Source organism: Devosia sp. (assembly GCF_040509215.1).
GTDB lineage: Bacteria > Pseudomonadota > Alphaproteobacteria > Rhizobiales > Devosiaceae > Devosia.
The window spans coordinates 1-25,547 of sequence record NZ_JBEVLL010000269.1 but is presented as its reverse complement, the minus strand read 5'-3'; the positions used below and the strand labels follow the sequence as shown (position 1 = coordinate 25,547).

28 protein-coding genes are annotated in these 25,547 nt (G+C 62.5%); 8 read left to right on the top strand and 20 right to left on the bottom strand.

Going from position 1 to position 25,547, the window contains the following annotated elements; all coding sequences use genetic code 11:
• Nucleotides 1–38: 38 nt before the first annotated feature.
• Nucleotides 39–494 (bottom strand): DUF2852 domain-containing protein, encoded by a 456-nt coding sequence (locus ABW043_RS15390; RefSeq protein WP_353922079.1) that lies wholly within the window; start codon nucleotides 492–494, stop codon nucleotides 39–41.
• Nucleotides 495–634: 140 nt separating this feature from the next.
• Between ABW043_RS15390 and ABW043_RS15385 the strand changes: the two genes are divergently transcribed.
• Both ABW043_RS15385 and ABW043_RS15380 read left to right on the top strand, forming a co-directional pair.
• A complete protein-coding gene (locus ABW043_RS15385) occupies nucleotides 635–1,939 on the top strand; it encodes an ActS/PrrB/RegB family redox-sensitive histidine kinase (RefSeq protein WP_353922078.1) in 1,305 nt (434 codons plus the stop codon).
• Between the two features lie 57 nt (nucleotides 1,940–1,996).
• The gene (locus ABW043_RS15380) at nucleotides 1,997–2,548 is read left to right on the top strand and encodes an ActR/PrrA/RegA family redox response regulator transcription factor (RefSeq protein WP_353922077.1); all 552 of its coding nucleotides are present in this window, start codon (nucleotides 1,997–1,999) and stop codon (nucleotides 2,546–2,548) included.
• A gap of 127 nt (nucleotides 2,549–2,675) precedes the next feature.
• Here ABW043_RS15380 and ABW043_RS15375 read toward each other — a convergent pair whose 3' ends face one another.
• Nucleotides 2,676–3,026, bottom strand: a complete 351-nt coding sequence (locus ABW043_RS15375) for a DUF1428 domain-containing protein (RefSeq protein WP_353922076.1) — start codon at nucleotides 3,024–3,026, stop codon at nucleotides 2,676–2,678.
• A gap of 126 nt (nucleotides 3,027–3,152) precedes the next feature.
• Here ABW043_RS15375 and ABW043_RS15370 point away from each other — a divergent pair, with 126 nt between their 5' ends.
• Complete coding sequence (locus ABW043_RS15370) at nucleotides 3,153–4,808, top strand: MBL fold metallo-hydrolase RNA specificity domain-containing protein (protein ID WP_353922075.1); 1,656 nt, start codon at nucleotides 3,153–3,155, stop codon at nucleotides 4,806–4,808.
• Nucleotides 4,809–4,812: 4 nt separating this feature from the next.
• Here ABW043_RS15370 and ABW043_RS15365 read toward each other — a convergent pair whose 3' ends face one another.
• The 7 genes from ABW043_RS15365 to ABW043_RS15335 all read right to left on the bottom strand — a co-directional run bounded on the left by ABW043_RS15365 (nucleotide 4,813) and on the right by ABW043_RS15335 (nucleotide 11,630).
• Complete coding sequence (locus ABW043_RS15365; protein WP_353922074.1) at nucleotides 4,813–5,952, bottom strand: MFS transporter; 1,140 nt, start codon at nucleotides 5,950–5,952, stop codon at nucleotides 4,813–4,815.
• 16 nt (nucleotides 5,953–5,968) lie between these two features.
• Nucleotides 5,969–6,433 carry an MmcB family DNA repair protein gene (locus ABW043_RS15360; RefSeq protein WP_353922073.1) on the bottom strand — a complete coding sequence of 155 codons (465 nt, stop codon included), beginning with the start codon at nucleotides 6,431–6,433 and terminating at the stop codon, nucleotides 5,969–5,971.
• Nucleotides 6,426–7,580 (bottom strand): MFS transporter, encoded by a 1,155-nt coding sequence (locus ABW043_RS15355; protein WP_353922072.1) that lies wholly within the window; start codon nucleotides 7,578–7,580, stop codon nucleotides 6,426–6,428. Before ABW043_RS15355 ends, ABW043_RS15360 begins: the two co-directional genes overlap by 8 nt.
• A 71-nt stretch (nucleotides 7,581–7,651) precedes the next feature.
• Nucleotides 7,652–8,833: an MFS transporter gene (locus tag ABW043_RS15350; protein ID WP_353922071.1), complete on the bottom strand. Its 1,182-nt coding sequence runs from the start codon at nucleotides 8,831–8,833 to the stop codon at nucleotides 7,652–7,654.
• The gene (locus ABW043_RS15345; RefSeq protein ID WP_353922070.1) at nucleotides 8,830–10,002 is read right to left on the bottom strand and encodes an MFS transporter; all 1,173 of its coding nucleotides are present in this window, start codon (nucleotides 10,000–10,002) and stop codon (nucleotides 8,830–8,832) included. The genes ABW043_RS15350 and ABW043_RS15345 overlap by 4 nt, the downstream gene beginning before the upstream one ends.
• Before the next feature lie 89 nt (nucleotides 10,003–10,091).
• Entirely contained in the window at nucleotides 10,092–10,676 is a 585-nt protein-coding gene (locus tag ABW043_RS15340; protein ID WP_353922069.1) for a hypothetical protein, read from the bottom strand.
• An 81-nt stretch (nucleotides 10,677–10,757) separates the two neighbouring features.
• Nucleotides 10,758–11,630, bottom strand: coding sequence for a LysR family transcriptional regulator (locus ABW043_RS15335; RefSeq protein WP_353922068.1), 873 nt, complete (start codon nucleotides 11,628–11,630; stop codon nucleotides 10,758–10,760).
• A 183-nt stretch (nucleotides 11,631–11,813) separates the two neighbouring features.
• Here ABW043_RS15335 and ABW043_RS15330 point away from each other — a divergent pair, with 183 nt between their 5' ends.
• The 3 genes from ABW043_RS15330 to ABW043_RS15320 are packed head-to-tail and all read left to right on the top strand — an operon-like array spanning nucleotide 11,814 to nucleotide 13,961.
• Nucleotides 11,814–11,972, top strand: a complete 159-nt coding sequence (locus ABW043_RS15330; protein WP_353922067.1) for a DUF1127 domain-containing protein — start codon at nucleotides 11,814–11,816, stop codon at nucleotides 11,970–11,972.
• 2 nt (nucleotides 11,973–11,974) lie between these two features.
• The gene (locus tag ABW043_RS15325; protein WP_353922066.1) at nucleotides 11,975–12,970 is read left to right on the top strand and encodes an aldo/keto reductase; all 996 of its coding nucleotides are present in this window, start codon (nucleotides 11,975–11,977) and stop codon (nucleotides 12,968–12,970) included.
• The gene (locus ABW043_RS15320) at nucleotides 12,963–13,961 is read left to right on the top strand and encodes an aldo/keto reductase (protein ID WP_353922065.1); all 999 of its coding nucleotides are present in this window, start codon (nucleotides 12,963–12,965) and stop codon (nucleotides 13,959–13,961) included. Before ABW043_RS15325 ends, ABW043_RS15320 begins: the two co-directional genes overlap by 8 nt.
• A 53-nt stretch (nucleotides 13,962–14,014) precedes the next feature.
• Here the strand turns inward: ABW043_RS15320 and ABW043_RS15315 are convergent, their stop codons facing one another.
• The 10 genes from ABW043_RS15315 to ABW043_RS15265 all read right to left on the bottom strand — a co-directional run bounded on the left by ABW043_RS15315 (nucleotide 14,015) and on the right by ABW043_RS15265 (nucleotide 22,691).
• A complete protein-coding gene (locus tag ABW043_RS15315; RefSeq protein ID WP_448881254.1) occupies nucleotides 14,015–14,365 on the bottom strand; it encodes a septal ring lytic transglycosylase RlpA family protein in 351 nt (116 codons plus the stop codon).
• Nucleotides 14,366–14,818: 453 nt separating this feature from the next.
• Nucleotides 14,819–15,454, bottom strand: a complete 636-nt coding sequence (locus tag ABW043_RS15310; RefSeq protein WP_291410009.1) for a peroxiredoxin — start codon at nucleotides 15,452–15,454, stop codon at nucleotides 14,819–14,821.
• 159 nt (nucleotides 15,455–15,613) lie between these two features.
• A complete protein-coding gene (locus tag ABW043_RS15305) occupies nucleotides 15,614–16,135 on the bottom strand; it encodes a CreA family protein (protein WP_353922064.1) in 522 nt (173 codons plus the stop codon).
• A gap of 56 nt (nucleotides 16,136–16,191) precedes the next feature.
• Entirely contained in the window at nucleotides 16,192–17,010 is an 819-nt protein-coding gene (locus ABW043_RS15300; RefSeq protein WP_353922063.1) for an amino acid ABC transporter permease, read from the bottom strand.
• A 161-nt stretch (nucleotides 17,011–17,171) separates the two neighbouring features.
• The gene (locus tag ABW043_RS15295) at nucleotides 17,172–17,966 is read right to left on the bottom strand and encodes a substrate-binding periplasmic protein (RefSeq protein ID WP_353922062.1); all 795 of its coding nucleotides are present in this window, start codon (nucleotides 17,964–17,966) and stop codon (nucleotides 17,172–17,174) included.
• Between the two features lie 109 nt (nucleotides 17,967–18,075).
• Nucleotides 18,076–18,444: a YegP family protein gene (locus tag ABW043_RS22915; RefSeq protein ID WP_502908655.1), complete on the bottom strand. Its 369-nt coding sequence runs from the start codon at nucleotides 18,442–18,444 to the stop codon at nucleotides 18,076–18,078.
• Between the two features lie 72 nt (nucleotides 18,445–18,516).
• The gene (locus ABW043_RS15280) at nucleotides 18,517–18,825 is read right to left on the bottom strand and encodes an Rdx family protein (RefSeq protein ID WP_502908654.1); all 309 of its coding nucleotides are present in this window, start codon (nucleotides 18,823–18,825) and stop codon (nucleotides 18,517–18,519) included.
• Nucleotides 18,822–19,283 carry a Crp/Fnr family transcriptional regulator gene (locus ABW043_RS15275; protein ID WP_353922061.1) on the bottom strand — a complete coding sequence of 154 codons (462 nt, stop codon included), beginning with the start codon at nucleotides 19,281–19,283 and terminating at the stop codon, nucleotides 18,822–18,824. The genes ABW043_RS15280 and ABW043_RS15275 overlap by 4 nt, the downstream gene beginning before the upstream one ends.
• A 131-nt stretch (nucleotides 19,284–19,414) precedes the next feature.
• Nucleotides 19,415–19,894: a glutathione peroxidase gene (locus ABW043_RS15270; protein WP_353922060.1), complete on the bottom strand. Its 480-nt coding sequence runs from the start codon at nucleotides 19,892–19,894 to the stop codon at nucleotides 19,415–19,417.
• Between the two features lie 112 nt (nucleotides 19,895–20,006).
• Nucleotides 20,007–22,691, bottom strand: coding sequence for a transglycosylase domain-containing protein (locus ABW043_RS15265; RefSeq protein ID WP_353922059.1), 2,685 nt, complete (start codon nucleotides 22,689–22,691; stop codon nucleotides 20,007–20,009).
• A gap of 312 nt (nucleotides 22,692–23,003) precedes the next feature.
• Between ABW043_RS15265 and ABW043_RS15260 the strand changes: the two genes are divergently transcribed.
• Nucleotides 23,004–23,825 (top strand): alpha/beta fold hydrolase, encoded by an 822-nt coding sequence (locus ABW043_RS15260; RefSeq protein WP_353922058.1) that lies wholly within the window; start codon nucleotides 23,004–23,006, stop codon nucleotides 23,823–23,825.
• Nucleotides 23,826–23,880: 55 nt separating this feature from the next.
• A complete protein-coding gene (locus tag ABW043_RS15255; protein WP_353922057.1) occupies nucleotides 23,881–24,399 on the top strand; it encodes a hypothetical protein in 519 nt (172 codons plus the stop codon).
• Between the two features lie 71 nt (nucleotides 24,400–24,470).
• Here ABW043_RS15255 and ABW043_RS15250 read toward each other — a convergent pair whose 3' ends face one another.
• Nucleotides 24,471–25,493, bottom strand: a complete 1,023-nt coding sequence (locus ABW043_RS15250) for an LLM class flavin-dependent oxidoreductase (RefSeq protein ID WP_353922056.1) — start codon at nucleotides 25,491–25,493, stop codon at nucleotides 24,471–24,473.
• Nucleotides 25,494–25,547: the final 54 nt, after the last annotated feature.

The following is a 25,547-nucleotide window of genomic DNA, read 5'->3' as shown; positions in this document are numbered from 1 at the left end:
GCCAGTTCACTTGGGAGGTTAGGGAATGGGGGCCGGCCTTAGCCGTTATTGCCCCAATTGTTGTTGTTCTGGTTGTTGTCGCCAAAACCCTGGCGATTGCCGCGATGCTCGTTCATGAAGCGGTCGAATTCTTCGCGATCCTTGGCCTTGCGGAGGTTAGCCATATATTCGTGGAAGGCGTCGATTTCGGCATCGAGACGAGCACGCTCTTCGTCGAGGCGCTTGAGCTGGTCAGAACGGTAGTCGTCGAAAGCGGCATTGCCCGAGCTCGACTGATCGCGGTTGAAACCGCCGAAGTGCTTCTTGTTGTTGCGCATGTAGCCGCATCCCTTGTTCCAGTAAGCCTGTGCTTTCTCGGCGGAGCCGCCAAATTTCTCACCCCATATGATGTAGGCGAGGACGATGAAGCCGAGCGGCGGAAAGGTGATAAAGCCGATAACCATGAGAGCGATGGTCAGTGGCGACCATTGCGGTTTGATGATTGCTGTGTTCATGTCGTTGTGTTTCCCAGTCACGTTGCGATGTGCATAACGTGGCCCTCCCCCTGGCAGGATCAAGAATGTGCCTATGGGATTTCTAGGCTTGAAATGACGCTTTTTCCTTCCTATGCGGCGCATAGCCGTTCCCCCAAATCATGAGCGAAGAGAGCCTGTCGATCAGCGACGATGCCTCCCATTGGCGGCCGTTGCGCCTGCAGACCCTGGTGCTTTTGCGCTGGCTGGCCGTGGTGGGACAGAGCATCGGCGTGCTCTTCGTTCATATGGGCCTCGGCTTCCCGCTGCCGCTCTGGGAATGCCTGGCGCTGATCGCGCTTTCGGCCGGGCTCAATGTCGGGCTATTTCTCCGTTATGGGGCCAAGGGGCAACTGTCCCCCCGCTTCGCTGCCATTCAACTGGCCTTTGACCTCTGCCAATTGGGCGGATTGTTGGCGCTGACCGGCGGGCTTCTCAATCCCTTCGCCCTGCTGCTTCTGGCCCCGGTCTCGGTTTCGGCAACGACGCTGCCACCGCGTGAAACGCTGCTGATCTCGGCGCTTGCCGCCGTCCTCGCCTCGCTGATTTCGGTCATTCACCTTCCCCTGCCCTGGACGCCCGGCGAAGAGCTGGCGTTCAACCGGATCTATGTGATCGGCATCTGGGTCTCGATCATCTGCGGCATTGCCTTCATCGCCGCCTATACGATCCGCGTCGCCCATGAATCGCGCCTCATCGCCGATGCCCTGGCCGCCACCGAACTCGCCCTGTCGCATCGCGAACAGCTTTCCGCGCTCGATGGGCTCGCCGCCGCCGCCGCCCATGAACTCGGCACGCCGCTCTCGACCATCGCACTGGCCGCCAAGGAAATGCGCGCCGAAGTCGAGGAAGGCAGCCCGCTGGCCGAAGATGTGGAACTCATCATCTCGCAGGCGGCGCGCTGCCGGGCGATCCTTTCAAAACTGCGCAATCTCGGCAGCGACCCGGCCGACATGTTCGCCAAGGCGCCGCTGACCGATATTCTGGCCGAAGTCGCCCGCCCGCATGAAGGACGCGGCAAGGTGATCCTCTTCTATTCCGAACGCGCCACCGGCACGCCGCCAGTGTTTCCGCGCTCGGTTGGCCTTCTCTATGGCCTCGGCAATCTCATCGAAAACGCGACGAGCTATGCCCGGGAGACCGTGCGCATCGATACCGAATGGGACCAGGGCAATATTACCGTCACGGTGACCGACGATGGTCCCGGCTTTGCCCCCGAGCTCATCGCCCGGCTCGGCGAGCCCTATCTCACCACGCGCCACCGCGATCCGCATGGCGCCGATGCGCATCAGCCGGGCGGATTGGGCCTCGGCATCTTCATTGCCAAGACCCTCCTCGAGCGCACAGGCGCTCGTCTCAGTTTTGAAAACGAAAAGTCCACGGGCCACGCTCGCGTCACCATCACCTGGCCGCGCGCGGCACTGTGATCGTGTCGCACCCAGTCGATTTTGACGAAAGAGCGGCAAACGCCTAAAGAAAGCGCCATGAACACGCTCGAAGAACTCCTTGCGGCCGATCCCAGCCTTCTGCTGGTCGATGACGATGCGGCCTTCCTCTCCCGGCTCGAACGCGCCATGGCGCGGCGCGGCTTTGCCGTACGCACGGCCGGATCGGTAGCCGCCGGCGTTGCCGCCGTCGCTGAACAGCCGCCGGCCTTTGCCGTTGTCGACCTGCGCCTCGAAGATGGCAATGGGCTTGAAGTGGTTTCAGCCCTGCACCAGGCGCGACCCGATGCGCGCGCCGTGGTGCTCACCGGCTATGGCAATATCGCCACTGCCGTGACCGCGGTGAAACTCGGGGCGATGGATTATCTCTCCAAGCCCGCCGATGCCGATGATGTCATCAATGCGCTCCTCGCCACCGGCGAAGACAAGCCCGAGCCGCCGGAAAATCCGATGTCGGCCGACCGGGTGCGCTGGGAACACATTCAGCGCGTCTATGAACTGTGCGACCGCAATGTTTCCGAGACGGCACGCCGGCTCAACATGCACCGGCGCACGCTGCAGCGCATTCTGGCCAAACGCGCGCCGAGGTAACCGGCCCTCCAAATGGCCGTCATTGCCGGGCTTGTCCCGGCAATCCATCTTGGGAGGCATGCCATCCTGCGGATGGCATGGACCACCGGGCTTGTCCCGGTGGTGACGATGACTAGGCAATCGCGCCCTAGACCTCGAACAGCGTCGAGAACCCGCCAAAGATCATCCGCTGGCCGTCGAACGGCATGTTGGGGACGTTCTTCATCGCCGGGTCCTCCATCATCTTCTTCATCACCGCGTCGCGCGTCGCCTTGTCGGGATATTCGATCCAGGAAAAGACGATCACTTCGTCTTCCTTGGCCTGCACGGCGCGCTGAAAATCGGTGACCTTTCCCGGCGGGACATCATCGCCCCAGTTCTCGACGGTGCGGGTGGCGCCCCACTGCTTGGCGAGTTCGGCGACGCCGCGCGCATGGGTGATGTATTGTTCCTTGTTTGCCTTAGGCACGGCAGCGACAAATCCATCGATATAGGTCATTTCGTCTCTCCTCATTTCTTCCAAGCAAAACAGCGGCGGCATCCTTGCGGTTGCTCCGCTGCCTCGACTTTGACGAATGGCTGGGTCTAAGTTCGACACCCAAAGCGAAAAATCGGGAGTCTTGCGATGACGGTGACCCTCCATTTCCACGGTGCGGCCGGCACGGTCACGGGATCATGCTACCGGGTTGAGCATCCCCAAGGGCAGTTCCTCGTCGATTGCGGGCTCTTTCAGGGCAACAAGTCGGTGCGCGACCTGAACCTGAAACCCACACCCTTCAATCCCCGCGAAATCGACTTTCTGCTCCTGACCCATGCCCATATCGACCATGCGGGCTTACTTCCAAAGCTCTATGCCGAAGGCTGGCGCGGGCCAATGTGGATGACCGAACCCACCGCCGGCCTCCTCGAATATCTCCTTCCCGACAGCGCCGGCATCCAGGAAAGCGAAGCCGAGCGCGAGACCAAGAAGCGCAATCATCGCGGCGATGAGCCGGCAAAGCCGCTCTACACGATGGAAGACGCGACCGAAGCGCTGCAGCACCGGAAAACCTGCAACTATGGCGAGTGGATCAATCCGGGTCCGGGCGTGCGCGCCCGCTATTGGAATGCCGGCCACATCATCGGCTCGGCTTCTATCGAAGTCGAAGTCACCAACGGCGAAGGCAAGCCGGTGCGCCTGATGTTTTCGGGCGATATCGGCCCGGACGAGAAGGTGTTTTACAACGAGCCCGAAGGCCCTTCGGACTTCGACTATATCCTCTCGGAATCCACCTATGGCGGCCGCGAGCGCGAGGACTATACCCTCGTGCAACGCCGCGAAGCGCTGAAGACCGAGATTAACCTGGCCATGAGCAAGGGTGGCAATCTCATCATCCCCGCCTTTGCCGTCGAGCGCAGCCAGGAACTTCTGCACGATATCGGCGTCCTGATCCGCGACGGCGAGATCGATCCGCGCCTCGTCGTGCTCGACTCTCCGCTCGCCAGCAAAGTGACCGGCGTCTATCGCAAATATTCAAAGATGTTCGAGGACACTGAGCTCACCGCCGACGAGCTCTTCAACGATCCACGCTTCCGCATCATCGAAGCCGTCGAAGATTCAAAGGCGCTCAACACCATCAAGGGCGGCGCGATCATCATGTCGGCCTCGGGCATGGCCGATGCCGGACGCATCAAGCATCACCTGCGCAACAACCTGATCCGCGCCAATGCCACCGTGCTTTTTGTCGGCTATCAGGCGCCGGGCACGCTGGGGCAGATCATTCTCTCGGGCGCCAAGGAAGTGCGCATCCATGGCACGCTGGTGCCGGTGCGCGCCACCGTGCGCTCCATGGGCAATTACTCGGCCCATGCCGACCATTCCGAACTGATGGAATGGATCAGGGAACGCCTGCCGGCGCACGGCGCCATCTTCCTCACCCATGGCGAGGACGAGGAACGAACGGCTCTCCGTGCCGCGCTGATGGCGAGCGGAATTGGTGGAGACCAGATCGTCCTGCCCCAGCTCGACGACTATTTTGAATTGACCGCTGCCGGCATAACCGCCGCCAAGGCGCCCGACGCCCGCCGCGTCGATCTCAGGCAGCTGCCGGCCGACTGGCACAATGCCTTTTCCGATTTCACCATCCGCCTCAGCCAACGCCTGCATGACCTGCCGGACAGCCAGAAGCTGGCCCTGATGCAATCGCTGCAAGGCAAACTGTCGGAACTGGGCGCCGAGCCCAGCCCGCCGCCGGTGCCGACACCGGTCACCCCAGTCGAGACACAGTCTTTCGACGAGTAGTTTCCTACGACGCCGGGCGCGGCTTCAGGCGCCCGGCCATGACAAAGGTCAGCACCAGCAAGGGGATGAGCATGGAGAACGCCATGCGCACCCCGAGCCCCTGCGCCACGGCACCAATCAGGGCAGGCGCGCCGAGATTGACGAGCTGGAAGATCAGCGTTGTCGCGGCGACGTTCTGGCTTGCCGGACGATCTCCAATGCGCGCGGCGGCCGAGAGCATCAGCGGATAGAGCACGCAGATGCCGATACCCACGATCACAAAGCCGGCGAGTGCCACATAGGCATTGGGGGACAGGACGATCAGCACCATGCCAGCCACGGCGATCGCCGAAAGCAGGCGCGCGACCGGCACCGGCCCAAAGCGGTCGATCACGCGATCGGCCAGGAGCCGGCCGGTGGCCATTGCAGCAAGGAGCGCCGGCAAAGCCAGCGATTCAACGAAGGGCGACACGTCAAAGTTGTCGCGCAGATAAATGATCGACCAGGCGCGCGAGGCGCCTTCGGTGAGACCGGCACCGAGACCGAAGGCGACGAGCCCCAGCGTCGCCAATGTCGGCAGCGCCAGCTTCTTGACCTTTTCGCCGCTGTACGGGCGCGGCGGCATCACCGGCATGGGCACGACCACCACGAGCAGCAGCACAATAAGAATCGGCGCCAGTGCCCAGAGGTGGATGGCTGGGTCGACATGCAAACCGCGCAAAGTCGCGCCGAGCAGCGAGGTGAGGAGAAAGCCAACGCTCCAGATACCGTGGCAGGTATTCATCACCCGCGCGCCCGTCGCCGCCTCGACCCGGTCGGCTTCGACATTCATGGCGATATTGCTCAGCGAAAAACCAAGCCCGTTGAAGGCGAGAAGCACGAAGAGCGCGATGGGGTGGAGCAAAATGGTCGCGAGAGCGGCCGTGATGATGACCAAGGGCAGCACCGCCAGAATGGCGCGGCGCGGCCCGAAACGCTCGATGATGGCGCTCGAAAACAGGAACATCGAGAGCGCGCCGAGCGGCTGGCCCATCAGCACGAGCCCGAGCTGTCCCTCGGACAATCCCATGGCGAGTTGCAGGTCGGGAATGCGCGTATGGATCGCACCGGCGGCCAGGGCGTGGGTGAAGAAGAGCGCGATCACGCGCCAGCGGGCAGAGGTCATCAGTCCAGTCAGTATTTTAGCGCGGACCGGGGTCCATCAGCACATGGATGCGGTCGGCGCCCAGGCGGGCGAGTTTGAGCATCAGTGCCTTGCGGCGGGCGGGGGCAAGGGGAGTATCGGGACTATCGCGCAGAATGGCGCCATCATGCCCGTCGGCAACAATGAGGCCCTCGCTTTCCGGGAAAATCTCCCCGTCGAGTTCGGGCGGTTTGGCAAAGAAGAACTTGTCTGAAAATTCGCGGTATTCGGGCCATTTCCGATCGACCTGAAAATCGATCGGGCTCGACTTGATCTCGATGATCCAGATCTCGCCCTTGGGTCCAACTGCCAGGACGTCGGCGCGCCGCCCATTGCTCAGCGGCACTTCGGCATAGCAGGCCATGTCGTGCCGCTCGCGCAACATGCGCATCACCCCGCGCTGCACGCGCAGCGCCGTGGCCGATTGCCGGAGATCGACAATGGAGGGCAACTCCTCAGCCATGGGCAATTACGGCAGGCTTCCGCGCCGGCAAGGCGCGAATGGCGAGGAGCGCCGCGACCAGCAGCGGCACCACGACCCAGTAGGACATGCGGATGCCGAACTCTTCGGCAACGAAACCGAGCAGCGGCGGGGCGAGGAAGAAGACCACAAAAGTCATCTGCCCCAGTGAAGCGACATTGACCGAAGCCGGGCGGTCGGTGCGCTGCGCCGCCGCCGAGACGGCCAGCGGATAAACCGCCGAACAGCCGATGCCGGTCAGCACGAAGCCCAGCAGCGCCACATATTCATGCGGAGCGGTCGCGACGAGAACCAGACCGACAATGGCTATCAGCAACAGCGTCGCGGCGACGGCGCGCGGCGAGAACCGGTCGACTACGCCATCCATGGAGAGGCGCGCCACGGCCATGGCGAGCGAAAATACGGTGACGCTGAGCCCGCCGATAAAGGGTTCGACGTGGAACACGTCGCGCATGTAGATCGCCGACCAGTCGATCCCCGCGCCTTCGGCCAAGAGCGGCGCCGCGCCGATGAGGCAGAGCGCGGCAAGGCCGATCGTCGGGAAAGCGATGCGCGGGGCTTCGCCGGCATGGGAATCGGGCCGCAGCGGCGCATTCTCGATGCCGCGGAAGACGAAGAGCCCGGCAATCACCACGACGATCAGCGCCGCCACCAGATGAACCGTGACGGGCACACCCGCCTGGCGCAGGCCGGAACTGACCAAAGCCGTCACGAAGAAACCAAGGCTCCACATGCCATGGGTGCGGCTCATGATGCCGTAGCCGAGCTGGGCTTCGAGCCGGTCAGCTTCGAGATTGACGATGATCTCCACCGCCCCCGCGCAAATGCCGGCGAAAAACAGCAGCGGCACCACGAACAGGGCCGACGGCATGAATGGCACCAGCGCATAGAGCGCCGAGGCGAGGAAGATGGTGACGAAGACGCTGGTCCGCGCGGGATAGCGCGCGATGAAAGGACCGGAAAAGGTCAGGCCCACCAGCGCGCCACAGGACATGGCGATGAGCATCAGTCCCAACTGCCCCTCGGTCAGCTCAAACTGCCGCTGCAGATCGGGCAGGCGCGACAACATCGCGCCCATCGAGAGCGCGAATATGAAGAAGACCCCGAAGATCCGATGGTGCGGGCGCATGAAATTCTCCTTGCGAGGGTTCTGGCGCGCGGCGGCGTCAGAACCCGTCAGCAATCGTCTTTAGTGGCCGGTCAGCCGAGCGGCGTCGGCTCAGGCGGCAAGCCGTGCGGCGCATCCACCTTCTTGGTGCCGAGCGCAAAACTGGACGCCCAAAGGCCGGCCAGCAGCAGCGGCAGGCAGATGAGATAGGACCAGCGGATGCCCAGGAACTCGGCGACAAAGCCAAGCAGTGGAGGAGCCAGGAAGAAGACCACGAAGCTGACCTGGCCGATGGCCGCCACATTGACGGCCGCGGGGCGATCAGTGCGCTGCGCCGCAGCCGAGACGGCCAGTGGGTAGACCGCCGAGCAGCCGGCGCCCATCAGCGCAAAGCCCACCAGCGCCAGTGTCGCCGTCGGCGCGGTGCCAACGAGGAGAGCGCCAAAACTCGCCGCCGTCAGCATGACCATGGCGACATTGCGCGGGCCAAAACGGGCAACGATCGGATCGGCAGAAAGACGCATCGCCGCCATGAAGAAGGCAAAGAGCGTCAGGCCCATGCCGCCGATGAACGGCTCCACGGCAAAGACGTTGCGCATGTAGATGGCAGACCAATCGATGCCGGCACCCTCGACAAGGAAGGCGGCAAAGCCGATGAGGCAGAGCGGCAGGAGCCCGAGATTGGGGAAGGCAAAACCATGGCTCTGGCCCTCAACCTTTGCCGGTTTCGGCGCTTCGGTGGCCGAGAACAACAGGTAGCCAGCGACGGCAACGACGATCACCGCGACGATGCCGAGATGGAAGCCAGCGGAGAGGCCCGACTGGCGGATCATGGCGCCAAACAAGGCGGTGACGAAGAAGCCGACGCTCCAGAAACCATGGGCGCGGTTCATGAATCGCTGGCCGGTCTGCACTTCGAGCCGGTCGATTTCGACATTGAGATTGATCTCAAGCGCGCCGGCGAGAAGCCCGGCGAAGAACAGCACGACGAACATGGCCGGCGCCACCGGCAACCAGGGAATGGTGGCAAAGAGCAGTGCCGGACCGAGCACGGTCACAATCGCGGTCTTGCGGAAGCCGAGTTTTTCGACGACCGGCGGCCCGAAGGTCAGCGAAATCAGCGAGCCGATGGCCATGCCGATCATGGTCAGGCCCAGTTGTCCCTCGGAGATGCCTAGATGGGTCTGGATATCAGGCAGGCGCGCCATCAGCGCGCCCGTGGTCACGGCAAAAAGGAAGAAGCTGGCATAGATACGGTGCTGCGGCGCGATCATGACGTGGCCTCACGCAGAACGGGCTTCGGCGCCAGGACATGGGCCGTGGTGAAGCCGAGCAGCACGAGCGGAATGCCGACACCAAAAACCCACTGGATACCAAAATGCTCGCCGATAAAGCCGAGAAGCGGCGGTCCCAGGAGGAAAGCGGTAAACGAGAACTGCGCCAGCGCCGCCACATTGACGGCGGCGGGTCGATCGGTCTGTTGCGCCGCCGCCGACATGGCGAGCGGGAAGAGCGCCGAAGAGCCGACGCCGATGAGCGCAAAGCCAAGATAGGCCACCCAGGCGGCGGGGGCGAAGAAAGCCAGCAGCACGCCGATGCCCAGGATAGTGAGCAACACGCGGGCCACGAGCACCGGGCTGAAACGCTCGACAAAGCCATCGGCAAAGAAGCGCGCCACGCCCTGCGAACCGGCAACGGTCGCGACGGCAAGACCGGCCCAGAAGGGCTCGGCATTGAAGAGATCGCGCATATAGATGGCCGACCAGTCGATCCCGGCGCCTTCCATCAGCATGGCCGAAAGACACACGGCGACCAGCGCCATGATCGGCATTGTCGGGCGCGCAAAGCGCGGCGCTTCATCGGTGCTGGTGCCGGCGCGGTGCGCCGCCGGCTCGAAGCGACCAAGGATAAGGAACGTTGCGACGATGATCACCGGGATCATGATCAGGAGGTGATAGTGCACTTCGAGCCCCGTCTGGGCGATGAAGGAGCCGACCATGCCGGCAGCGAAGAAGCCAAGGCTCCAGAAGGCATGCGCGCGGCTCATGATACGGCGGCCGATGGCGTGCTCGACGCGGTCGGCTTCGACATTGATGATCACTTCAATGGCGCCGATGGTCAGGCCGACGGGCAGCAGCAGCAGGAAGAACGTCAGTGGGGTCTGGGCCCAGCTTGCCAGCGCATAAAGTGCGGACAGCAGCGGAATAGCGGTGAGCAGCACGCGGCGATAGCCCACGGCTTCGACGATGCGACCGGCAAAGGTCAGAGAAATCAGCGTACCGACGGCCGAGCCGATCAGGGATAGGCCCAAGGCGCCTTCACCCACGCCCATGGCCGTCTGGATATCGGGCAGACGGGGAAAAATGCTGCCCATGGCAAAGGAATAAATGAAAAAAGCCCCAAAGACCTTGATCTGGGGCGGCAGCTCAATGCCGAATCGCATGATAGGAAAATGCTCTAAAGATCAGACCGGCGCGACGTTAAGACATTTCACGGCGCAGTGAAATGGTCGCGCACACGCCCCAATAGAGTTTATTGCAACGTTTGCATTGCTGCCACATCGGCAGACGGATTGGAAAATTCGTCGCGCAATACGGATACGCCGTCGAGCAGGTTGCGCACGATTTCGAGCCGCCGGAACGGCCCGCCGATGCGGTTGGCGACCGGGTTTGGCTTCAGCGCCGCGACGCGGTTGCGCCGGTCGGGACCAAAATAGCCGGCGGTCTCGTAAAAGACCATGTTGTGACCGATCTGCCGGCCGAGGCGCTCGCGCAGTTTCACGGTCGACTGGGGCAGCGCCACGACGTCGTCAAAGCCCATATTGATGCAGGCCATGATGGTTTCGACGGCGGAATCCTCGGCGCAATAGACCATTGGCGAAAAACGAATGGCGCGCGAGGCCGAGAAGCGGATGGCATCGGCCACGGGCCGAAATGCGCGCAGGTCGGCCGTCGCCGAAAACAGAAAATAGCAGACCGGGGTTTCGCCCGCCTGCTGCTCCACCTGGCTGATCCCGCGATAGTCCGACACCCCGGCAAAGCCGAGATCGCCGGCCATGCCGAAAAGCGTCTGCCAGGCCTTGTCCTGAGGCCCGACGACATAGGCGTATGCTTTCATAGCACCGCTGTCCCTGCTGCATTCCCGGAAGCGAATGCTAGGCCCAAGGCCCTAATAGGGACCTAACGAAATTCTCCGGGCTTATTCGTAGATCGGCTTTTCCCCGCGAAACAGCGGCCCGTTCTCCCGCATGAGCGCGGCAATGCGCTCGGTGACAGCGCGCACGGCAGGGGTGTGGCGCTCTTCATGATGGCAGACGAGCCATTGATCGGTTTCAAGCTCGGGAATGGTTCCGGCCATACGATCGATGCGCGGATCGCTGTCGCCGACAAAACACGGAAAAACCGAAATGCCGGCGCCGGCCGCCACCAGTTCCATAACGCTCATCGCATCATTGCCGCGCGTCGCGATCCGGTCGCCATGCCGGGCATGCAGCCACCGTGCCGAATGGGTCTGGCCACCCTCCCCGGCGACACCGACGAAATAGCCCGCTGCAACGCCGCTGATCAACTCGGGCCGCGCGTAGAGACCATAGGCGACCTTTCCGACCAGCCGCCCCGCCAGCCATTGCTCGGTCGGGCGCTGGTTGCGGATGCCGATATCGGCATTGCGCCGCCCGATATCGACTTTGTGGTTGGCGGTGACGAGTTCGAGCGCAAAGCGATCCCCCGCCGTCCAGATTTTTCCAATGTTTTTCGCAAGGAAAGCCGAGGTCCACGGCCCGGCTGAAACGCGCACCACGCGTTCGCCGATGGCGCCGTCCTTCCAGCGCTTGAGGGACAGCATGGCCCCTTCCACTTCTTCGGCGCGCAGCAGCAGTTCCTCGCCCGAGGGGGTCAGCCGATAACCGGTCTGGCTGCGCACGAAGAGCGGTTCGCCCACCTGTCGCTCGAGCGCCGTCACGCGCCGTCCAAGCGTTGCCGCCGATAGCCCCGTCGTCTCGGTCGCCGCGCTCAACCCGCCGAGCCGCGCCACGTCGAGAAACAGCCGAAGATCGTCCCAGGAGAAGTCCATTTTTCATTCCTGAAAAGCGCCTTGCAGTCTCGACTGTAGCGTAAGGCCGTTCAGAAGCGCAATTATCTCCTCATCGGATCGCCGGGAGCGGTCCAGACCTTTGCGCAAAGCACCAGTTTTGAAACACCGGCCTTCGGGCCGGCGCATGCACGCTTTCGCGCAAAACTCCGAGGAGACAACGTCATGTTCGAACCCATCAAGAGCCGCCTGCGCCGCTGGCACCTGCGCAATATCACGCGCCGCAAGCTTTCCCTGCTCGACGACCGTTTGCTGACCGATATCGGCACCAAGCGCAGCGGCATTGCCGACTTCATCGCGGCCCAGCCCGAGGAAGGATGCTGACCATGATGGACAAGCGCAAACTCGGGCCCAGCGGGCCAAAGGTCGGGGCCGTGGGCATGGGTTGCTGGGCGATCGGCGGCCATTTTACCCTCGATGGCCGCAATGACGGCTGGGGCCAGGTCGATGACGCCCAATCGGTGCGGTCCATCGAGCTCGCCCTCGATCTCGGCGCCAGCCTCTTTGACACGGCCGATGCTTATGGCACCGGCCACAGCGAGAGCATTCTGGGCAGCGCCCTCAAGGGCCGGCGCGACGAGGCTTTCATCGCCACCAAATTTGGCTTCACCTATGACGAGGGCAGCAAGGCGCTGGTCGCGACTGACGTCTCGCCAAGCTATATCGAGTGGGCCTCGGCCAAGTCGCTGAAACGCCTCGGCACCGACCATATCGACCTCTACCAGATCCACGTCGGCGATCTCAGCGACGACGTCGCCGATCGGGCCGGCGAAGCGCTGGAAGGTCTCGTCGAAAAAGGCCGCATCCGCGCCTGGGGCTGGAGCACCGACAATGCCACTGCCGCCCGGCGAATGCTGAAATACCCGCATTTTGTCGCCGTGCAGCAGGAATTGAGCGTGCTCTGCGACGGGCCCGACATGCTGGCCCTCTGCGCTGAGGCGGAGCTCGCGAGCCTCAATCGTTCGCCCCTCGCCATGGGCATGCTGAGCGGCAAGTTTTCCGCCTCCTCGCGCCTTGGCAAAGACGATGTACGCGCGGCGGGCCACTCCTGGGTGCGGTTCTTTGCCGATGGTCGGCCAAAGCCGGAAACCCTCGCCGTGGTCGACGCGCTGCGCGACCTCCTCACCACAGGCGGCCGCACCGTGGCGCAGGGTGCGCTGGGCTGGAATCTTGCCCGTTCGCCTCACACCATTCCCATCCCCGGCTTCAAGACGGAGGCGCAGGTGCGCGACAATCTCGGCGCGCTGGAAAAGGGCCCCTTGCCCGCCGCCGTCATGGCCGAAATCGCGGGCATTCTGAACAAGGAAATCGAACATGCTTGATGTGCAAGCCTTTGCGGAGACGACCATGACCACCAACCGTCTCGGCCGTTTTGGTCCGGTCAGCCGGCTTACCCTGGGCGGTGGCGGCATCGGACAGGTCTGGGGCCCGACCTCGGAGGATGAAGCCGTCGCCACGCTGCGTGCCGCTGTCGATGGCGGCATTTCCCTTCTCGATGCCGCGCCGGGCTATCTCATTTGCGAAGCCATGATCGGCCGCGCCTTCGAGGGCAGGCTACCCAATGGCGTCCGGGTGACGACGAAATACGGCCTAGGGACGGTGCCCGAAGACGATGTCTATCCGCGCCTCAAAACCTCGCTCGAAAGAAGCCTTGCCGCCATGCGGCTTGAACGCGTCGACATGATGCTGCTCCACAGCGAAATCCGCCCCGACGATTATGACTATCCACCCGGCGAGCCGCCCAAAAATGAGCGCTCGACCAGCCTCTCGCTCTACCGCAATGCGGTACGGCCGGCCTTTGCACGCCTCGTGCAGGATGGTCTTATCGGCGACTGGGGCATAACCGGCATCAACCACGCCGCCGCGACCGTGGAGGCGCTTTCTTCGGGGCCAGTCCCGGCGGCGGTGCAGGCCATCGCCAATCTGCTCGACAGCCCCGGCGCCATGAACGGCACCGGCCTTTCCCCGCGCCCACGTGATGTCATAGCGGCAGCACAGAGAGCAGGCGTCGGCGTCATGGGCGTGCGCGCCGTGCAGGCGGGCGCACTGACCAGCAATTTTGACCGGCTCGATACGCATGGGCCAGACCGGGACGATTTTGCCCGCGCCCAATCCTTCCGAGAGCTCTGCGCCAGCTGGGGTGAAGACCCTGCCCTCGTAGCCCATCGCTATGCGCTCGGCATCCCGGGCGTCGACACGCTGGTTCTGGGCGTCAAGAACCGGGAAGAACTGCGCATGGCGTTCGAGGCGGAAAGGCGTGGAGCGCTGGAGCCGGATCAGCTCGCCGACATCGAGGCCCTGGGCCTCAGATAACAAAAGGCCGCCCTACGGGGCGGCCTTTTTACTGACATATGGGATCGCAGGGATCACATCTGATCGAGGCAGACCGAGGTCGTACCGCGATTGCGGAAGCCGAGGGCAGTAGCCGCGGCTTTCGAAAGGTCGATGATGCGCTTGCCGTGGAACGGCCCGCGATCATTGATGACCACTTCAATCGACTTGCCCGAGTTCTGGTCGGTGACCTGAACCTTGGTGCCGAAGGGGAGAGAACGATGCGCCGCCGTCATGGCGTTTTCGTTGAAGATTTCACCTGACGCAGCCCGCTTGCCGTTAAAGCCGGGGCCATACCAGGAAGCGCCACCACATTGGGCGTAGGCTGCCGTCGAAGTTAGTGCGAGGGCGGCCGCCGCTGCGGCGACGAGAACGGCTCTTCTGATCAATGGTCTGTGCTCACTGAAGTTGTCGATGAGCATTGCCTAAAGATGACGCGCGGCGTGATTAAGGGCGAAATGGCGCGCGATTGCGGTGTGTTGCCTCATTGCCGCAGTTTTGGCGGCAGTAATTCATTAACCATTCAGGTAGCCCTGGCCGATTCTTAGAAACTGAATCTCAAGAATTGCGGAATTAGCAGGCTGCTAACCGAGATCGCTAAGAATCTGGAAACCACTTTGTTCACTGTGGCCATGAGGCAACGGTTCCCAGGAACTGGCCGGAAAACGCGCATTTTGGCCGACCAAGCCTGTGAATAACGTGAAAGCCAGCCTTTTCAGAAAATGCGAACAATGATTGCGGCCTATTAAGGCAGCCCAAAACCGCAATTGCGGCAAAGAAAATGGGCGATGGAGTGAACCACCGCCCAGTCAGTCAGGGAGAAGACAGGTGCCTGCGGCTCAGCCGCGGGGCTGCGGTACAATGCGCAGATAGGGCTTCAGTTCCTTCCAGCCCTCGGGATACTTGGCCTTGGCTGCTTCATTGGACACGGCCGGAACGATGATGACGTCCTCGCCGCTCTTCCAGTTCACGGGCGTCGCCACCTGGTGCTTGGCCGTGAGCTGCAGGCTGTCGATGACGCGCAGCACTTCATCGAAGTTGCGGCCGGTCGAAGCGGGATATTCGATCTTGAGCTTCACCTTCTTGTCCGGGCCGACGACGAAGACGGAGCGGACGGTCAGGGTATTGTCGGCGTTCGGGTGGATCATGTCATAGAGACGCGCCACCTTGCCTTCGGTATCGGCCAGCAGCGGGAAGTTGAGCGCAGCGCCCTGCGTCTCTTCGATATCCTTGGCCCAGCCGCCATGATCTTCGAGCTTGTCGACGGAGAGGCCCAGAACCTTGACGCCGCGCTTTTCGAATTCGGGCTTAAGCTTGGCGGTGTAGCCAAGTTCGGTGGTGCAGACCGGGGTAAAGTTCTTGGGATGGCTGAACAGAACCGCCCAGGACCCTTCGATATAGTCGTGGAAGTGAATGGTGCCCTCGGTGGATTCGAGGGTGAAATCAGGGGCGGTATCGCCGATCAGGATCGCCATGTTTGTCTTCCCTTGCCGCCAGCGGGCGGCGCTTAATGTCTGAAAAGAGAATATCGTGCCCCATGCCGCCGTTTGAAGCGGCTCGGGGCGGAACGCTTTTGCCTTGTTTTAGCCAAGACCGGCAAGCCTTTGCCTGCCGGAGCCGACAGCCGGAATGGACTATTGCACCATGACCGAGCCGGTGACCGCTCCGGCCGCGGGCGCGCCGTTCTTCCAGGTCACGTCGAGCCCATTGAGCGGCACGACCGAAAGGCTCATCTTGCCCGAGCCCTGCTGGATTTCCCGCGCATGGGCGAGATAGATCAGCGAATTGTTGGCCTGATCGTAGATGCGGGTGACACGCAGCGACTTCCAGATCAGCGAGCGCGCCTCCTTGAAGATTTCCTCGCTGCCCTTCAGTGGAATATCGCCCACGGTGATCGGGCCGACGGCCGAGCAATCGAGCGCCGAATAGGATGGGTCCTCGAACCAGTTGCCCTGGCTGATGCGGTCGATGAAGGAGCGGTTGAAGAAGGCCAGGTGACACACGACACCCTGCACATCGGGATCGGCCACGGCCTCGATGGAAATGTCATTGCCGGTCCAGTCGACCCCGACATTGCCCACTTCCGAGCGATTGCCGCAGGCGGCAAGGGCGAGAACGGCGGCTCCGAAAACGGCAAGGCGGGCAAATTTGTGCATTGGGTCCTCCAGCGATTTCCAGAACATGGTCCGTGCGAAGGCGTCCCGCAAGACGATCAGCCGCGATCTTTTCGTGCCATGAACATTTCGAGCCAGCGCACCAAGAGCGAGAGCGAAATCGTCATGGTGAGATAGAGGAAGGCCACGACATTATAGGTCTCGAAAAACTGGAAGCTTGAAGAGGCGTGCAGTTTCCCAAGCTGGGTGATGTCCTGCACCCCCAGCGCTGACACCAGCGCCGAGTCTTTCACCATGGATACGAAATCATTGCCGAGCGGGGGTAGGATGGTGCGCAGCGCTTGCGGCATGATGACGAGACGAAAGCATTGAAACCGCGAGAGGCCAAGCGAGCGCGCCGCCTCGACCTGGCCGCGCCCCACCGCCTCGATGCCGGCCCGAAAGATTTCGGCGATGAAGGCGGAGTAGCAGATGGTCAGGGCCAGAATGGCTCGCCAGACGAAGTCGAAGCCGCGGATGGTGGCTGGCGCCATCCACCCCAGTTCCATGAGCGGAGCAAGCACCCAGTTGAAGGCGGCCACGAGCGCCGGCGCCCCGACAAAGGCGATGTAAAACAGAAAAACCAGGATCGGGATGCCGCGGATGATTTCGACATAGAAAGTCGCGATCTCGCGCAGCACCCGAACATTCGACGTCCGCGCCAGGGCAATGAGCAGGCCCATAACCGTCGCCAGCCCAAAGGCGAGCAGTGTCACCCAAAGCGTCGTCACCACCCCGCCCGAGAGCTTGCGGAAGATCTCCGCATAGGTCTCGTCGGCCGTGATGGCCCAGAAGCCGAGCACGAACAGCAGCCCGACGGCGAGCAGCCACCACGGCATGCGAGCAAGAATGGAGGGACGACGTGGGCGGGTGGTCATGGTCACTTTCGGCAGGTTTGGTGCGCTTGGCCCCACCCCACCCTCAGTCCCTCCCCATCAAGGGGAGGGAGGCGTTTGCTGCAGCGTCTCGGTTCCAGCGTCTCCCTCCCCCCTGTGGGAAGGGATCAAGGGTGGGGGTGCGGCAAGCACCGAGCACGCGGCTACTCACCCGTATATTCAAAGAACCAGTAGTTGATCCGCTCGTCGAGCCAGCCGTCGGCCTTGAGCTGGTCGAGCGCGGCATTGAAGGGCTCCACAAGGTCCGAGCCCGGGGTCAGGATTAGCCCCAGCGGATCGGCCTTGATCGCTTCGCCGACCTGCTTGAAGGCACCGGGATCGGCGCCGATATAGCCGGCGGAAGCCGCCTGATCGGCAATCACAGCATCAACGTCGCCAGCCTTCACGGCCTGAACCGCCGCGCCAAAGCTATCAAAAACCTTCACGCGCGGATTGGCTTCGTCGCCGTCGAGCACGTCATAAATGGCGGTGTAGAAGGACGAGGTGCCCGCCTGGGCGCCGAACAGCAGGTTGGGATCGCCGGCAAAGGTTTCCTTGTTGTCGAAACGCTCTTCATCGGCGCGCACGAGGAAATACTGCTCCACCGTGATGAAGGGTTTCGTGAAGTCGATCTGCTCGTCGCGCTCGGCAGTGATGGTTATGCCATCAGCGCCGACATCGAACTGGCCGGTGCGCACTGACTCGATCATCACATCCCAGGCGACGAGGTCCCATTCGACATTGGCATTAAGACGCTTGGCGATCTCGTTGATCACGTCATATTCGAGCCCGATACCTTCCCCGGTCTTGGGATCGGCAAAATTGAGCGGGTAATAGGCGTTTTCCGTCACCGCATGGATGGTGCGACCTGCGAGATCTGGCAGGTCCTGCGCCGAGGCGGGTATGGAAATGACGAGGGCCGCGGCAGCCACGGCGAGGAGGGCGGAAGTCCTGTGCATCTTTGCGTCCCCAATTCTGATGCGGGAACAGTAGAGCGCTTTGGCAAAAGGTGGAAAGGGGGCGCATCGCCCCCAGGCTAATTCTTTTTAATTTAGCCGCGATACGAGGTTAAGCCTCGTCGACGACGTCCGCGCCCGGGCCATTCTTTTTCAGCGAGGCGATGGCATTGGTGGCGCTGGATTTCTGCTTGTAGGTCTCGGTGCGCACCATGGGTTCGCCATTGGAGGCGACGAAGCGCACGAAGTGCTGGCCATCCTTGGATTCGACGATCTCGAAGCGGTAGCCCTTGCCCTCTTCGCCCTTGGACAGATCGACCGTGGCGGCCTCAGGCGCATTCTTCTTCAGCGATTCCACCGCCGATTTGGCCGACGCTTTCTGCTTGTAGTTTTCCGACCAGAAGATCGTTTCGGCATTGTAGACGAAGGCGAACTTGAACTGCTCGTTTGCAGCTCCAGTGATCTTGAACTTGTGAGCCATGACGCCAGGCCTCCCTTGGGTTCGACAGGGAAAGACTAGCCAAATGCCGACATTTGAAAAGACTTATTTGGCCTAGACCCTGTCGATATGACCAAGACTGCGCTCGGGGTCGATCCGGTCGCGCACCATTTGCTTGAGCACCCGGCTATCGGGAAAACCGCCATCGCGCTTGCGTTCCCAGACGAGGTCTTCGTCGAAATGGATTTCAAAGATTCCGCCGGTGCCGGGCACCAGTGTCACCGATTTCAGTTCGAGCGAAAAGGTCGAGAGCAGTTCCTGCGCCATCCAGGCCGAACGCAGCATCCAGTTGCACTGCGTACAATAGGTGATGGAAACGGCGGGCTTTTCCGCAGTCACGGCCGGCGTCGTCTCGTCGTTCATTTACGCTTCTTCTTGCCCGTCTCGCTGGGGTCGACGAGGCTTGCCAGAATTTCATCGACAAGGTCGAGGTCCTGGCGCTTGCCAGCCGCCTGCTGCTGCAGGTCGACGAGATAGGAGGTGGTATAGTAGAGCCGCCGCGCCAGCATGCCGGCAATATGCAGCGAAAATTCGGGATGCCCGTCGAGGAAGGTCAGGGCATCGGGGATTTCATAGGCCTCCACTTCGGACAAGGCTTTCACCGTTGCCGAATGCGGCATGTCGAGCAGCACCGCCATTTCGCCGAAAATCGAGCCGGGCTCGTCGACATGGGTCACCTGGGTGCGCTCGCGGATGATCTCCACCTGCCCCTCGATGAGCACATAGAGTTTTCCCAGCCGCTCGCCCTCGGGCAGGATCACCTGTCCCGACTTGAAGCGCTGCTTCTTCAGATCCTTGCAATAGTCGAGAATGTCGGCCATGGCCCGCCCTCGTTCATCCGCCGCCTACTAAACTAGAGGCTTTGTGGCGCAAAGCAATCGGGCTCGCGGCCCCCCAACCGATGCCACCCTCGGGTCAGCCCCGAGGATGACGTTCGGCAGCCTTAAGCCGCCTAAAGCAGCTTCTCGATATCGCCGGCAATGTCGGCCGGCTCCGTCGTCGGCGCAAAGCGATCAACAACCGTGCCATCGCGGCCGATCAGGAATTTCGTGAAATTCCACTTGATGGCTTCGCTGCCCAGGAGCCCCGGCGCGCTTTCCTTGAGCCACTTGTAGAGTGGATGCGCCTCATCCCCGTTGACGTCGATGCGCTCGAAGATCGGGAAGGTCACCCCGTAATTGACCTCGCAGAAGCTGGCGATCTCCTCGCTCGTTCCCGGCTCTTGGCCGGCAAACTGGTTGCAGGGAAAACCGAGCACCACGAGGCCGCGATCGCCATACTGCTTATAGAGCGCCTCGAGCCCCTCATATTGCGGGGTCAGCCCACACTGGCTGGCGACATTGACCACCAGGACCACCTTGCCGGAAAAGTCGGCGAGGCTTTGCGACTTGCCGCTCAAAAGCGGCAGGGTGAAATCTGCAAGAGTGGTCATGAGAAAATTCCGGGTAACATGAGATAGATAGACCTCATCTGCACCCGCAATGGCGGCAGGACAATGGCAAGACCATTGCCCGGCGAACCGGGCAATGGCGATGTGAGGGCAATCAGTTGCCGAACAGCAGATCCATCAGGGTGCGCTGCGAATTCTCGTTCTGGTAGACCGGCTGCTGTTGCTGCTGCTGGCCAACCGCCGCGGGGGGCGCGAAGGGGCTGGTCGGCTGGATCTGCTGACCCTGGAACTGCTGCTGGCCGGCGGCCGGGGCGCCCGGTACCCAGACCTGCTGGCCCGTTGCCGGGTCGACCACCAGCACCATGGGCATGCCGGTCTGCGGATCGATCGGGGCGTTGTTGAGCCCCGCATTGGGATCGACCTGCAGCGGGAAGCCCGTCACCGGATCGATGGCCTGGCCCTGCGCGTCGTATTGCTGCGGCTGGGTCTGGTCAAAGCCCCCATTTATCGGCAGGCCGGTATTGGGATCGGTCATCTGCCCGGTCTGGATCGGCGGATTGGCAGTGCCCGTGCCCACTGGAGCAAGGTTGGTATTGGGCAGGCCGGTATTGGGATCAATGGCGACGACCTGGCCCGTTGTCGGGTCGGTCATGGTCTGCACCGGCTGGCCGGTGCCGCCGTCGACATATTGCACCTGTGGCTGGCCGGTGGTCGGGTCGATCAACGCCTGCCCCGTTGCCGGGTCGATCAACTGCTGAGCGATGAGCTGGCCCTGATAGGAGCCACCCGGAATGGCGACCGGCGAGCGGCCCGCATGGGCCTTGGTCATGAATTCGGACCAGATCGCCGCCGGCACGTTGCCGCCCGAAAGCGTGGTCTTGCTGTCATTGTCATTGCCGAGCCACACGCCGGTGACCATGGCAGAGGTATAGCCGACAAAGAGCGCGTCGCGGGCGTTCTGGCTGGTGCCGGTCTTGCCGCCAAAATCCCAACCGCCCAGATTTGCGCCCTTGCCCGTGCCCACTTCCACAGCGGTCTTGAGCATGTCGTTCATTTCGGAGAGCACGTTGGGATCGACGACACGGCCGGGGCCGGCGTCCGAAGCTTCATAAAGCTGCGTGCCATCCTTGGAGGTGATCTTGGTGATCACATTGGGGATGATGCCCATGCCGCCATTGGCAAAGGGGGCATAGGCCGAGGTCAGTTCAAGCAGGTTCACTTCCTGCGTGCCGAGCGCGATGGACGGCACCGGGGTCATGGCCGATGAAATGCCCATGCGCGTCGCCACATCAATGACGGCTTCCGGCGTGACGTCGATGGCAAGACGGCCGGCAATGGTATTGAGCGAATAGGCAAGACCCTGGCGCAGCGTCACCGTGCCGGCATATTTGCCCGAAGCGTTACGCGGGCTCCAGCCATTGTATTCGAACTGGGCGTCCTCGGCCAAAGTGTCGGGCGTATAGCCCTTTTCCATGGCGGCCATGTAGACGAAGGGCTTGAAGGTCGAGCCGGGCTGACGCTTGGCGGTCACGGCGCGATTATATTGGCTCGCCTGATAGTCGACGCCGCCAACCATGGCACGCACCGTGCCGTTGACGTCCATGGCCACCAGCGCGCCCTGCGAGAAGCCGCGCTTGGGGCCTTCATTGGCCACGGCCTCGCGGACGGCAAATTCGGCGTCCTTCTGCATCTTCCAGTCGATGGTGGTCTGGACCACCACGTCATCCTTGATCTCGCCGATATAGGCGGTCATCAAGCTTTCGACCCAGTCGGCCACATAGGATTCCGAACCCGCAACCACGGTGCGGACGGTCTCCTGGTCGGACGAAATCTGCGCCGCATCGGCTTCTTCGCGGGTGATATAGCCTTCCTGCGCCATGGAATTGAGCACGAGGCGCTGGCGCTCGATGGCGCGCTGCGGATTGGCTTTCGGATTATAGGCGGACGGCGCGGGCAGGATGCCGACCAGCATGGCGGCCTGGCCAAGCGAGAGATTGCGCGCGGAAACGCCGAAATAGGTCTGGGCCGCCGCTTCGATGCCGGTCGCGCCGGAACCGAAATAGACGCGGTTCATATAGAGTTCGAGAATTTCTTCCTTGGTGAAATTCTGCTCGAGCCAGATGGCGAGGATCGCTTCCTGCACCTTACGGCCGAGGGTCTGGTCGGGCGTGAGGAAGAGGTTCTTTGCAACCTGCTGGGTCAGCGTCGAAGCACCACGGGTGACTTCGCGCGCCTGCACGGATTCGACGGCCACGGCGACAAGACCAATGGGGTCGACGCCAAAGTGGCTCATGAAGCGCCGGTCTTCCGAGGCGATGAAGGCCGCCGGCACATATTGCGGCAATTCGCGGAAGGTGACCGCCTCGCCGCCGGTCTGGCCGCGATTGGAGATCAGGCTGCCATCGGCCGCCAGAATACGGATATTGGGCGGGCGATCGGGAATGGCCCAGCTGTTGGACGAGGGGAGTTGGGCGCCGTAGTAGACGATGACGCCAATGACTGCGAGCCCGCCCCAGAGGCAGGCGACAAAACCCCACCACAGGATACCCATGAGAAAACCGCCGCTACGCGAGCGGCGCTTCTTGGGCTTGGCGGTTTCGGCCTTGCCGCGGCGCGGTTCTTTTTCGGAACGCGCCGGCTTCTTGCCACGCGGCGGCTTGCCGCCATTGCCGCCACCACCACCGATGGGGCCGCCGGAGCGTTCATCATCGACGAAGCCGCCGACGGACTGACCAAGGCTCGGCTCGACGCGCTGGCCCTTGGGGGCGCGCGCTTGTGGCTTGGCGCCCCTATTGGGCTGGGCACCAACGCGATCATCGGCCGAAATGCGGAAGTCCATCGAGCAAACCTGTCCTAGGGAGTCTCATCCCGCTTCTATCCTGTTCTCTCCATGAGGGAAACAAAAGGTAAGCAGGAGGTTAAAATCCGCAGCGTCTGGTCGGGCGGCTCAGCGCTGCCCTCAATCTTTTCTCGCGTTCGGATCAGACGCTTCTCTCCGGAAAATGTGGCCGGTTTATGTGAGTTTCGAGCGTCGAGGCCTGACTGTGTCGTCGCAGACACAGCGATCACTTTGCGCTGACCCAAATCGGAACATGGAACGCAGCGGCCCTGCCGCGCCTTGCTCAGGCATTGCCAAACAAGGATTAGTTTCATGCCCATGATCAAGACGCGCGATGGCACCTCCCTTTATGTCAAGGATTGGGGCGAAGGCCGCCCGGTCATCCTGCTCCATGGCTGGCCGCTCTCGGCCGATAGCTGGGATGACGGCGCCCTGGCCCTTGCCGAAGCCGGCTATCGCGCCATCGCCTATGATCGCCGCGGCTTCGGGCGCTCCGAGCAACCCTGGTCCGGCTACGACTACGATACTCTCAGCGACGACCTGGCCGACGTGATCGCGGCAACCGGGGCTGAAGATGCAACGCTGATCGGCTTTTCCATGGGTGGCGGGGAAGTGGCGCGCTACATGTCGCGCCATGGCGGCAAGGGGATTTCCAGGGCCGGGCTCATCGCCTCGGTCGTTCCCTATATGCTCAAAACCCCCGACAATCCGAATGGCACGCCCCAGGACGTGTTCGACGGCATGACCAAGGGCATGCAGGAAGATCGCGCCAAATTCTTCGCCGAATTCTTCAAGACCTTTTTCGGCGTGTCGCTGATCGACCATCCGACCTCGAGCGACGAAGTGCACCATGCCTGGACGGTGGCCATGCAGGCGGGACTGCGCCCGACCCTTGCCTGCGCCAAGGCTTTTGCCACCACCGACTTCCGTCCCGACCTCGCTTCCTTCAAGGTTCCGACGCTGATCATCCATGGCACGGCCGACAAGACCGTGCCCATCGACGCGTCCGCCCGTGCCGCGGCGGCCGGTATTCCCGGGGCGACGCTGCTTGAATACGATGGCGCTCCCCATGGGCTCTTTGCCACCCACAAGGACAAGCTGATCGCCGACCTCAAGGATTTCCTTGCCCGCTAGCAGGTCCAAACTGGCCGCCCCTTGCGGGCAGGTCAAAGGCGGGGCAAAAAGCGCCATGCGTTTCTGCCTCGCCCTTTTGCTGCTCGTCTTCGGCCTTGTGCCCGCCCGGGGCGATGTCGTCGACACCGCCTTCAATCGCGCCATCGCCCAATTGGAAGATGCCCTCCCGCAGCTTCCGGCCGAGCTTTTCGAGGTCGACATCGCCGCCTATCGCGGCGCGATCACCTTCCGCAAATTCGCCTCGCGCTATTGGGGCGGCACGGTCAGCCTGCAGGTCGTTGAGGCCAGTGGCAAAGAAGCGTCATGCAACCGCTTCGCCGCCTTCGTTCGCCTGCCGCCGGAAGCAGGCAGCGTGTCGCTGGTGCTTTGCCCGCAATTCATGACCGAGGGCGCCGACGCGCTGCGCACCCTCACAATTCTGCACGAAATGGTGCACGTCGTTGCCGGCCCCAACGAATGCCGCGCCATGGCCTTCGCTGCCCGCGTCGAATATGCGGCAACCGGCAGCTTCACCGATGTGGCGCGATACTGGAACGCCAATAGCTGCGAGGGGTCGGGGTTCAGCCTCCCCTAGTCATTCACCCGCCCAAAACAAAGATCCCCCGCTTTCGCGGGGATGGCATTGTGCATTTGGTAGCCGGCAGATCAGCGCCAGCCGAGGCCCGGCGCGACGTGCTTGAGAATGCTCTCGATCACATGGGCATTGTACTCGACGCCTAATTGGTTCGGCACGGTCAGCAGCAGCGTATCGGCTTCGGCGATGGCTTCGTCGCGCTTGAGTTCTTCGATCAGCTTGTCGGGCTCGGCCGTATAGCCACGCCCAAACACGGCGCGCTTTTCCGGCTCGATATAGCCGAACTGATCGGCTTCGGAGCGACCCGTGCCGAAGAAGGCCCGGTCCTGATCATTGACCAGCGCAAAGATCGACCGGCTGACCGAGACGCGCGGCTCATGGGTGTGGCCGGCTTCCTTCCAGGCGGCGCGATAGGCTCGGATCTGCTCGGCTTGCTGCACGTGGAACGGCTTGCCCGATTCGTCGAATTTCAGCGTCGAGGACTGCAGGTGCATGCCCATCTTGGCGGCCCAGATGGCGGTCGCGTCGCTGGCAGCGCCCCACCAGATGCGTTCGCGGAGGCCCTCGGAATGCGGCTCAAGCCGCAGCATCCCCGGGGGGTTGGGGAACATGGGCTGCGGGTTGGGCTGGGCAAAACCCTTGCCCTTGAGCACTTCGAGAAACACTTCGGCGTGCTGGCGCGCCATGTCCTGGTCGGTTTTGCCCTCTTCAGGACCAAAACCGAAATAGCGCCAGCCATCGATCACCTGTTCGGGCGAGCCACGCGAAATGCCAAGCTGCAGGCGTCCGCCGGCAATGAGGTCGGCCGCGCCGGCATCCTCGGCCATATAGAGCGGGTTTTCATAGCGCATATCGATCACGGCCGTGCCGAGTTCGATTTTTTTGGTTTTTGCGCCGGCGGCCGCAAGCAGCGGGAAGGGCGACGCGAGCTGGCGGGCAAAGTGGTGCACGCGGAAATAGGCGCCGTCGGCGCCCAGTTCCTCGGCGGCGACTGCCAGATCAATCGACTGCAGCAGCGCATCGCCGGCCGAGCGCGTGCCCGATTGCGGCGAGGGATTCCAATGCCCGAAGGACAGAAAGCCGATCTTTTTCATTTTTGCCTCACGGGGCCCAATTCATGTTGGCTCATAGCTAGGGGGTGATGGCTG

Coding starts and splice junctions, on each gene's coding strand:
- ABW043_RS15280 (WP_502908654.1), bottom strand. CDS start 18,825: ATGAACGACGAGACGACGCCGGCCGTGACTGCGGAAAAGCCCGCCGTT.
- ABW043_RS15325 (WP_353922066.1), top strand. CDS start 11,975: ATGATGGACAAGCGCAAACTCGGGCCCAGCGGGCCAAAGGTCGGGGCC.
- ABW043_RS15295 (WP_353922062.1), bottom strand. CDS start 17,966: ATGCACAGGACTTCCGCCCTCCTCGCCGTGGCTGCCGCGGCCCTCGTC.
- ABW043_RS15335 (WP_353922068.1), bottom strand. CDS start 11,630: ATGGACTTCTCCTGGGACGATCTTCGGCTGTTTCTCGACGTGGCGCGG.
- ABW043_RS15370 (WP_353922075.1), top strand. CDS start 3,153: ATGACGGTGACCCTCCATTTCCACGGTGCGGCCGGCACGGTCACGGGA.
- ABW043_RS22915 (WP_502908655.1), bottom strand. CDS start 18,444: ATGGCTCACAAGTTCAAGATCACTGGAGCTGCAAACGAGCAGTTCAAG.
- ABW043_RS15385 (WP_353922078.1), top strand. CDS start 635: ATGAGCGAAGAGAGCCTGTCGATCAGCGACGATGCCTCCCATTGGCGG.
- ABW043_RS15260 (WP_353922058.1), top strand. CDS start 23,004: ATGCCCATGATCAAGACGCGCGATGGCACCTCCCTTTATGTCAAGGAT.
- ABW043_RS15320 (WP_353922065.1), top strand. CDS start 12,963: ATGCTTGATGTGCAAGCCTTTGCGGAGACGACCATGACCACCAACCGT.
- ABW043_RS15380 (WP_353922077.1), top strand. CDS start 1,997: ATGAACACGCTCGAAGAACTCCTTGCGGCCGATCCCAGCCTTCTGCTG.
- ABW043_RS15250 (WP_353922056.1), bottom strand. CDS start 25,493: ATGAAAAAGATCGGCTTTCTGTCCTTCGGGCATTGGAATCCCTCGCCG.
- ABW043_RS15365 (WP_353922074.1), bottom strand. CDS start 5,952: ATGACCTCTGCCCGCTGGCGCGTGATCGCGCTCTTCTTCACCCACGCC.
- ABW043_RS15330 (WP_353922067.1), top strand. CDS start 11,814: ATGTTCGAACCCATCAAGAGCCGCCTGCGCCGCTGGCACCTGCGCAAT.
- ABW043_RS15275 (WP_353922061.1), bottom strand. CDS start 19,283: ATGGCCGACATTCTCGACTATTGCAAGGATCTGAAGAAGCAGCGCTTC.
- ABW043_RS15350 (WP_353922071.1), bottom strand. CDS start 8,833: ATGATCGCGCCGCAGCACCGTATCTATGCCAGCTTCTTCCTTTTTGCC.
- ABW043_RS15340 (WP_353922069.1), bottom strand. CDS start 10,676: ATGAAAGCATACGCCTATGTCGTCGGGCCTCAGGACAAGGCCTGGCAG.
- ABW043_RS15255 (WP_353922057.1), top strand. CDS start 23,881: ATGCGTTTCTGCCTCGCCCTTTTGCTGCTCGTCTTCGGCCTTGTGCCC.
- ABW043_RS15300 (WP_353922063.1), bottom strand. CDS start 17,010: ATGACCACCCGCCCACGTCGTCCCTCCATTCTTGCTCGCATGCCGTGG.
- ABW043_RS15270 (WP_353922060.1), bottom strand. CDS start 19,894: ATGACCACTCTTGCAGATTTCACCCTGCCGCTTTTGAGCGGCAAGTCG.
- ABW043_RS15265 (WP_353922059.1), bottom strand. CDS start 22,691: ATGGACTTCCGCATTTCGGCCGATGATCGCGTTGGTGCCCAGCCCAAT.
- ABW043_RS15375 (WP_353922076.1), bottom strand. CDS start 3,026: ATGACCTATATCGATGGATTTGTCGCTGCCGTGCCTAAGGCAAACAAG.
- ABW043_RS15360 (WP_353922073.1), bottom strand. CDS start 6,433: ATGGCTGAGGAGTTGCCCTCCATTGTCGATCTCCGGCAATCGGCCACG.
- ABW043_RS15345 (WP_353922070.1), bottom strand. CDS start 10,002: ATGCGATTCGGCATTGAGCTGCCGCCCCAGATCAAGGTCTTTGGGGCT.
- ABW043_RS15305 (WP_353922064.1), bottom strand. CDS start 16,135: ATGCACAAATTTGCCCGCCTTGCCGTTTTCGGAGCCGCCGTTCTCGCC.
- ABW043_RS15390 (WP_353922079.1), bottom strand. CDS start 494: ATGAACACAGCAATCATCAAACCGCAATGGTCGCCACTGACCATCGCT.
- ABW043_RS15310 (WP_291410009.1), bottom strand. CDS start 15,454: ATGGCGATCCTGATCGGCGATACCGCCCCTGATTTCACCCTCGAATCC.
- ABW043_RS15355 (WP_353922072.1), bottom strand. CDS start 7,580: ATGCGCCCGCACCATCGGATCTTCGGGGTCTTCTTCATATTCGCGCTC.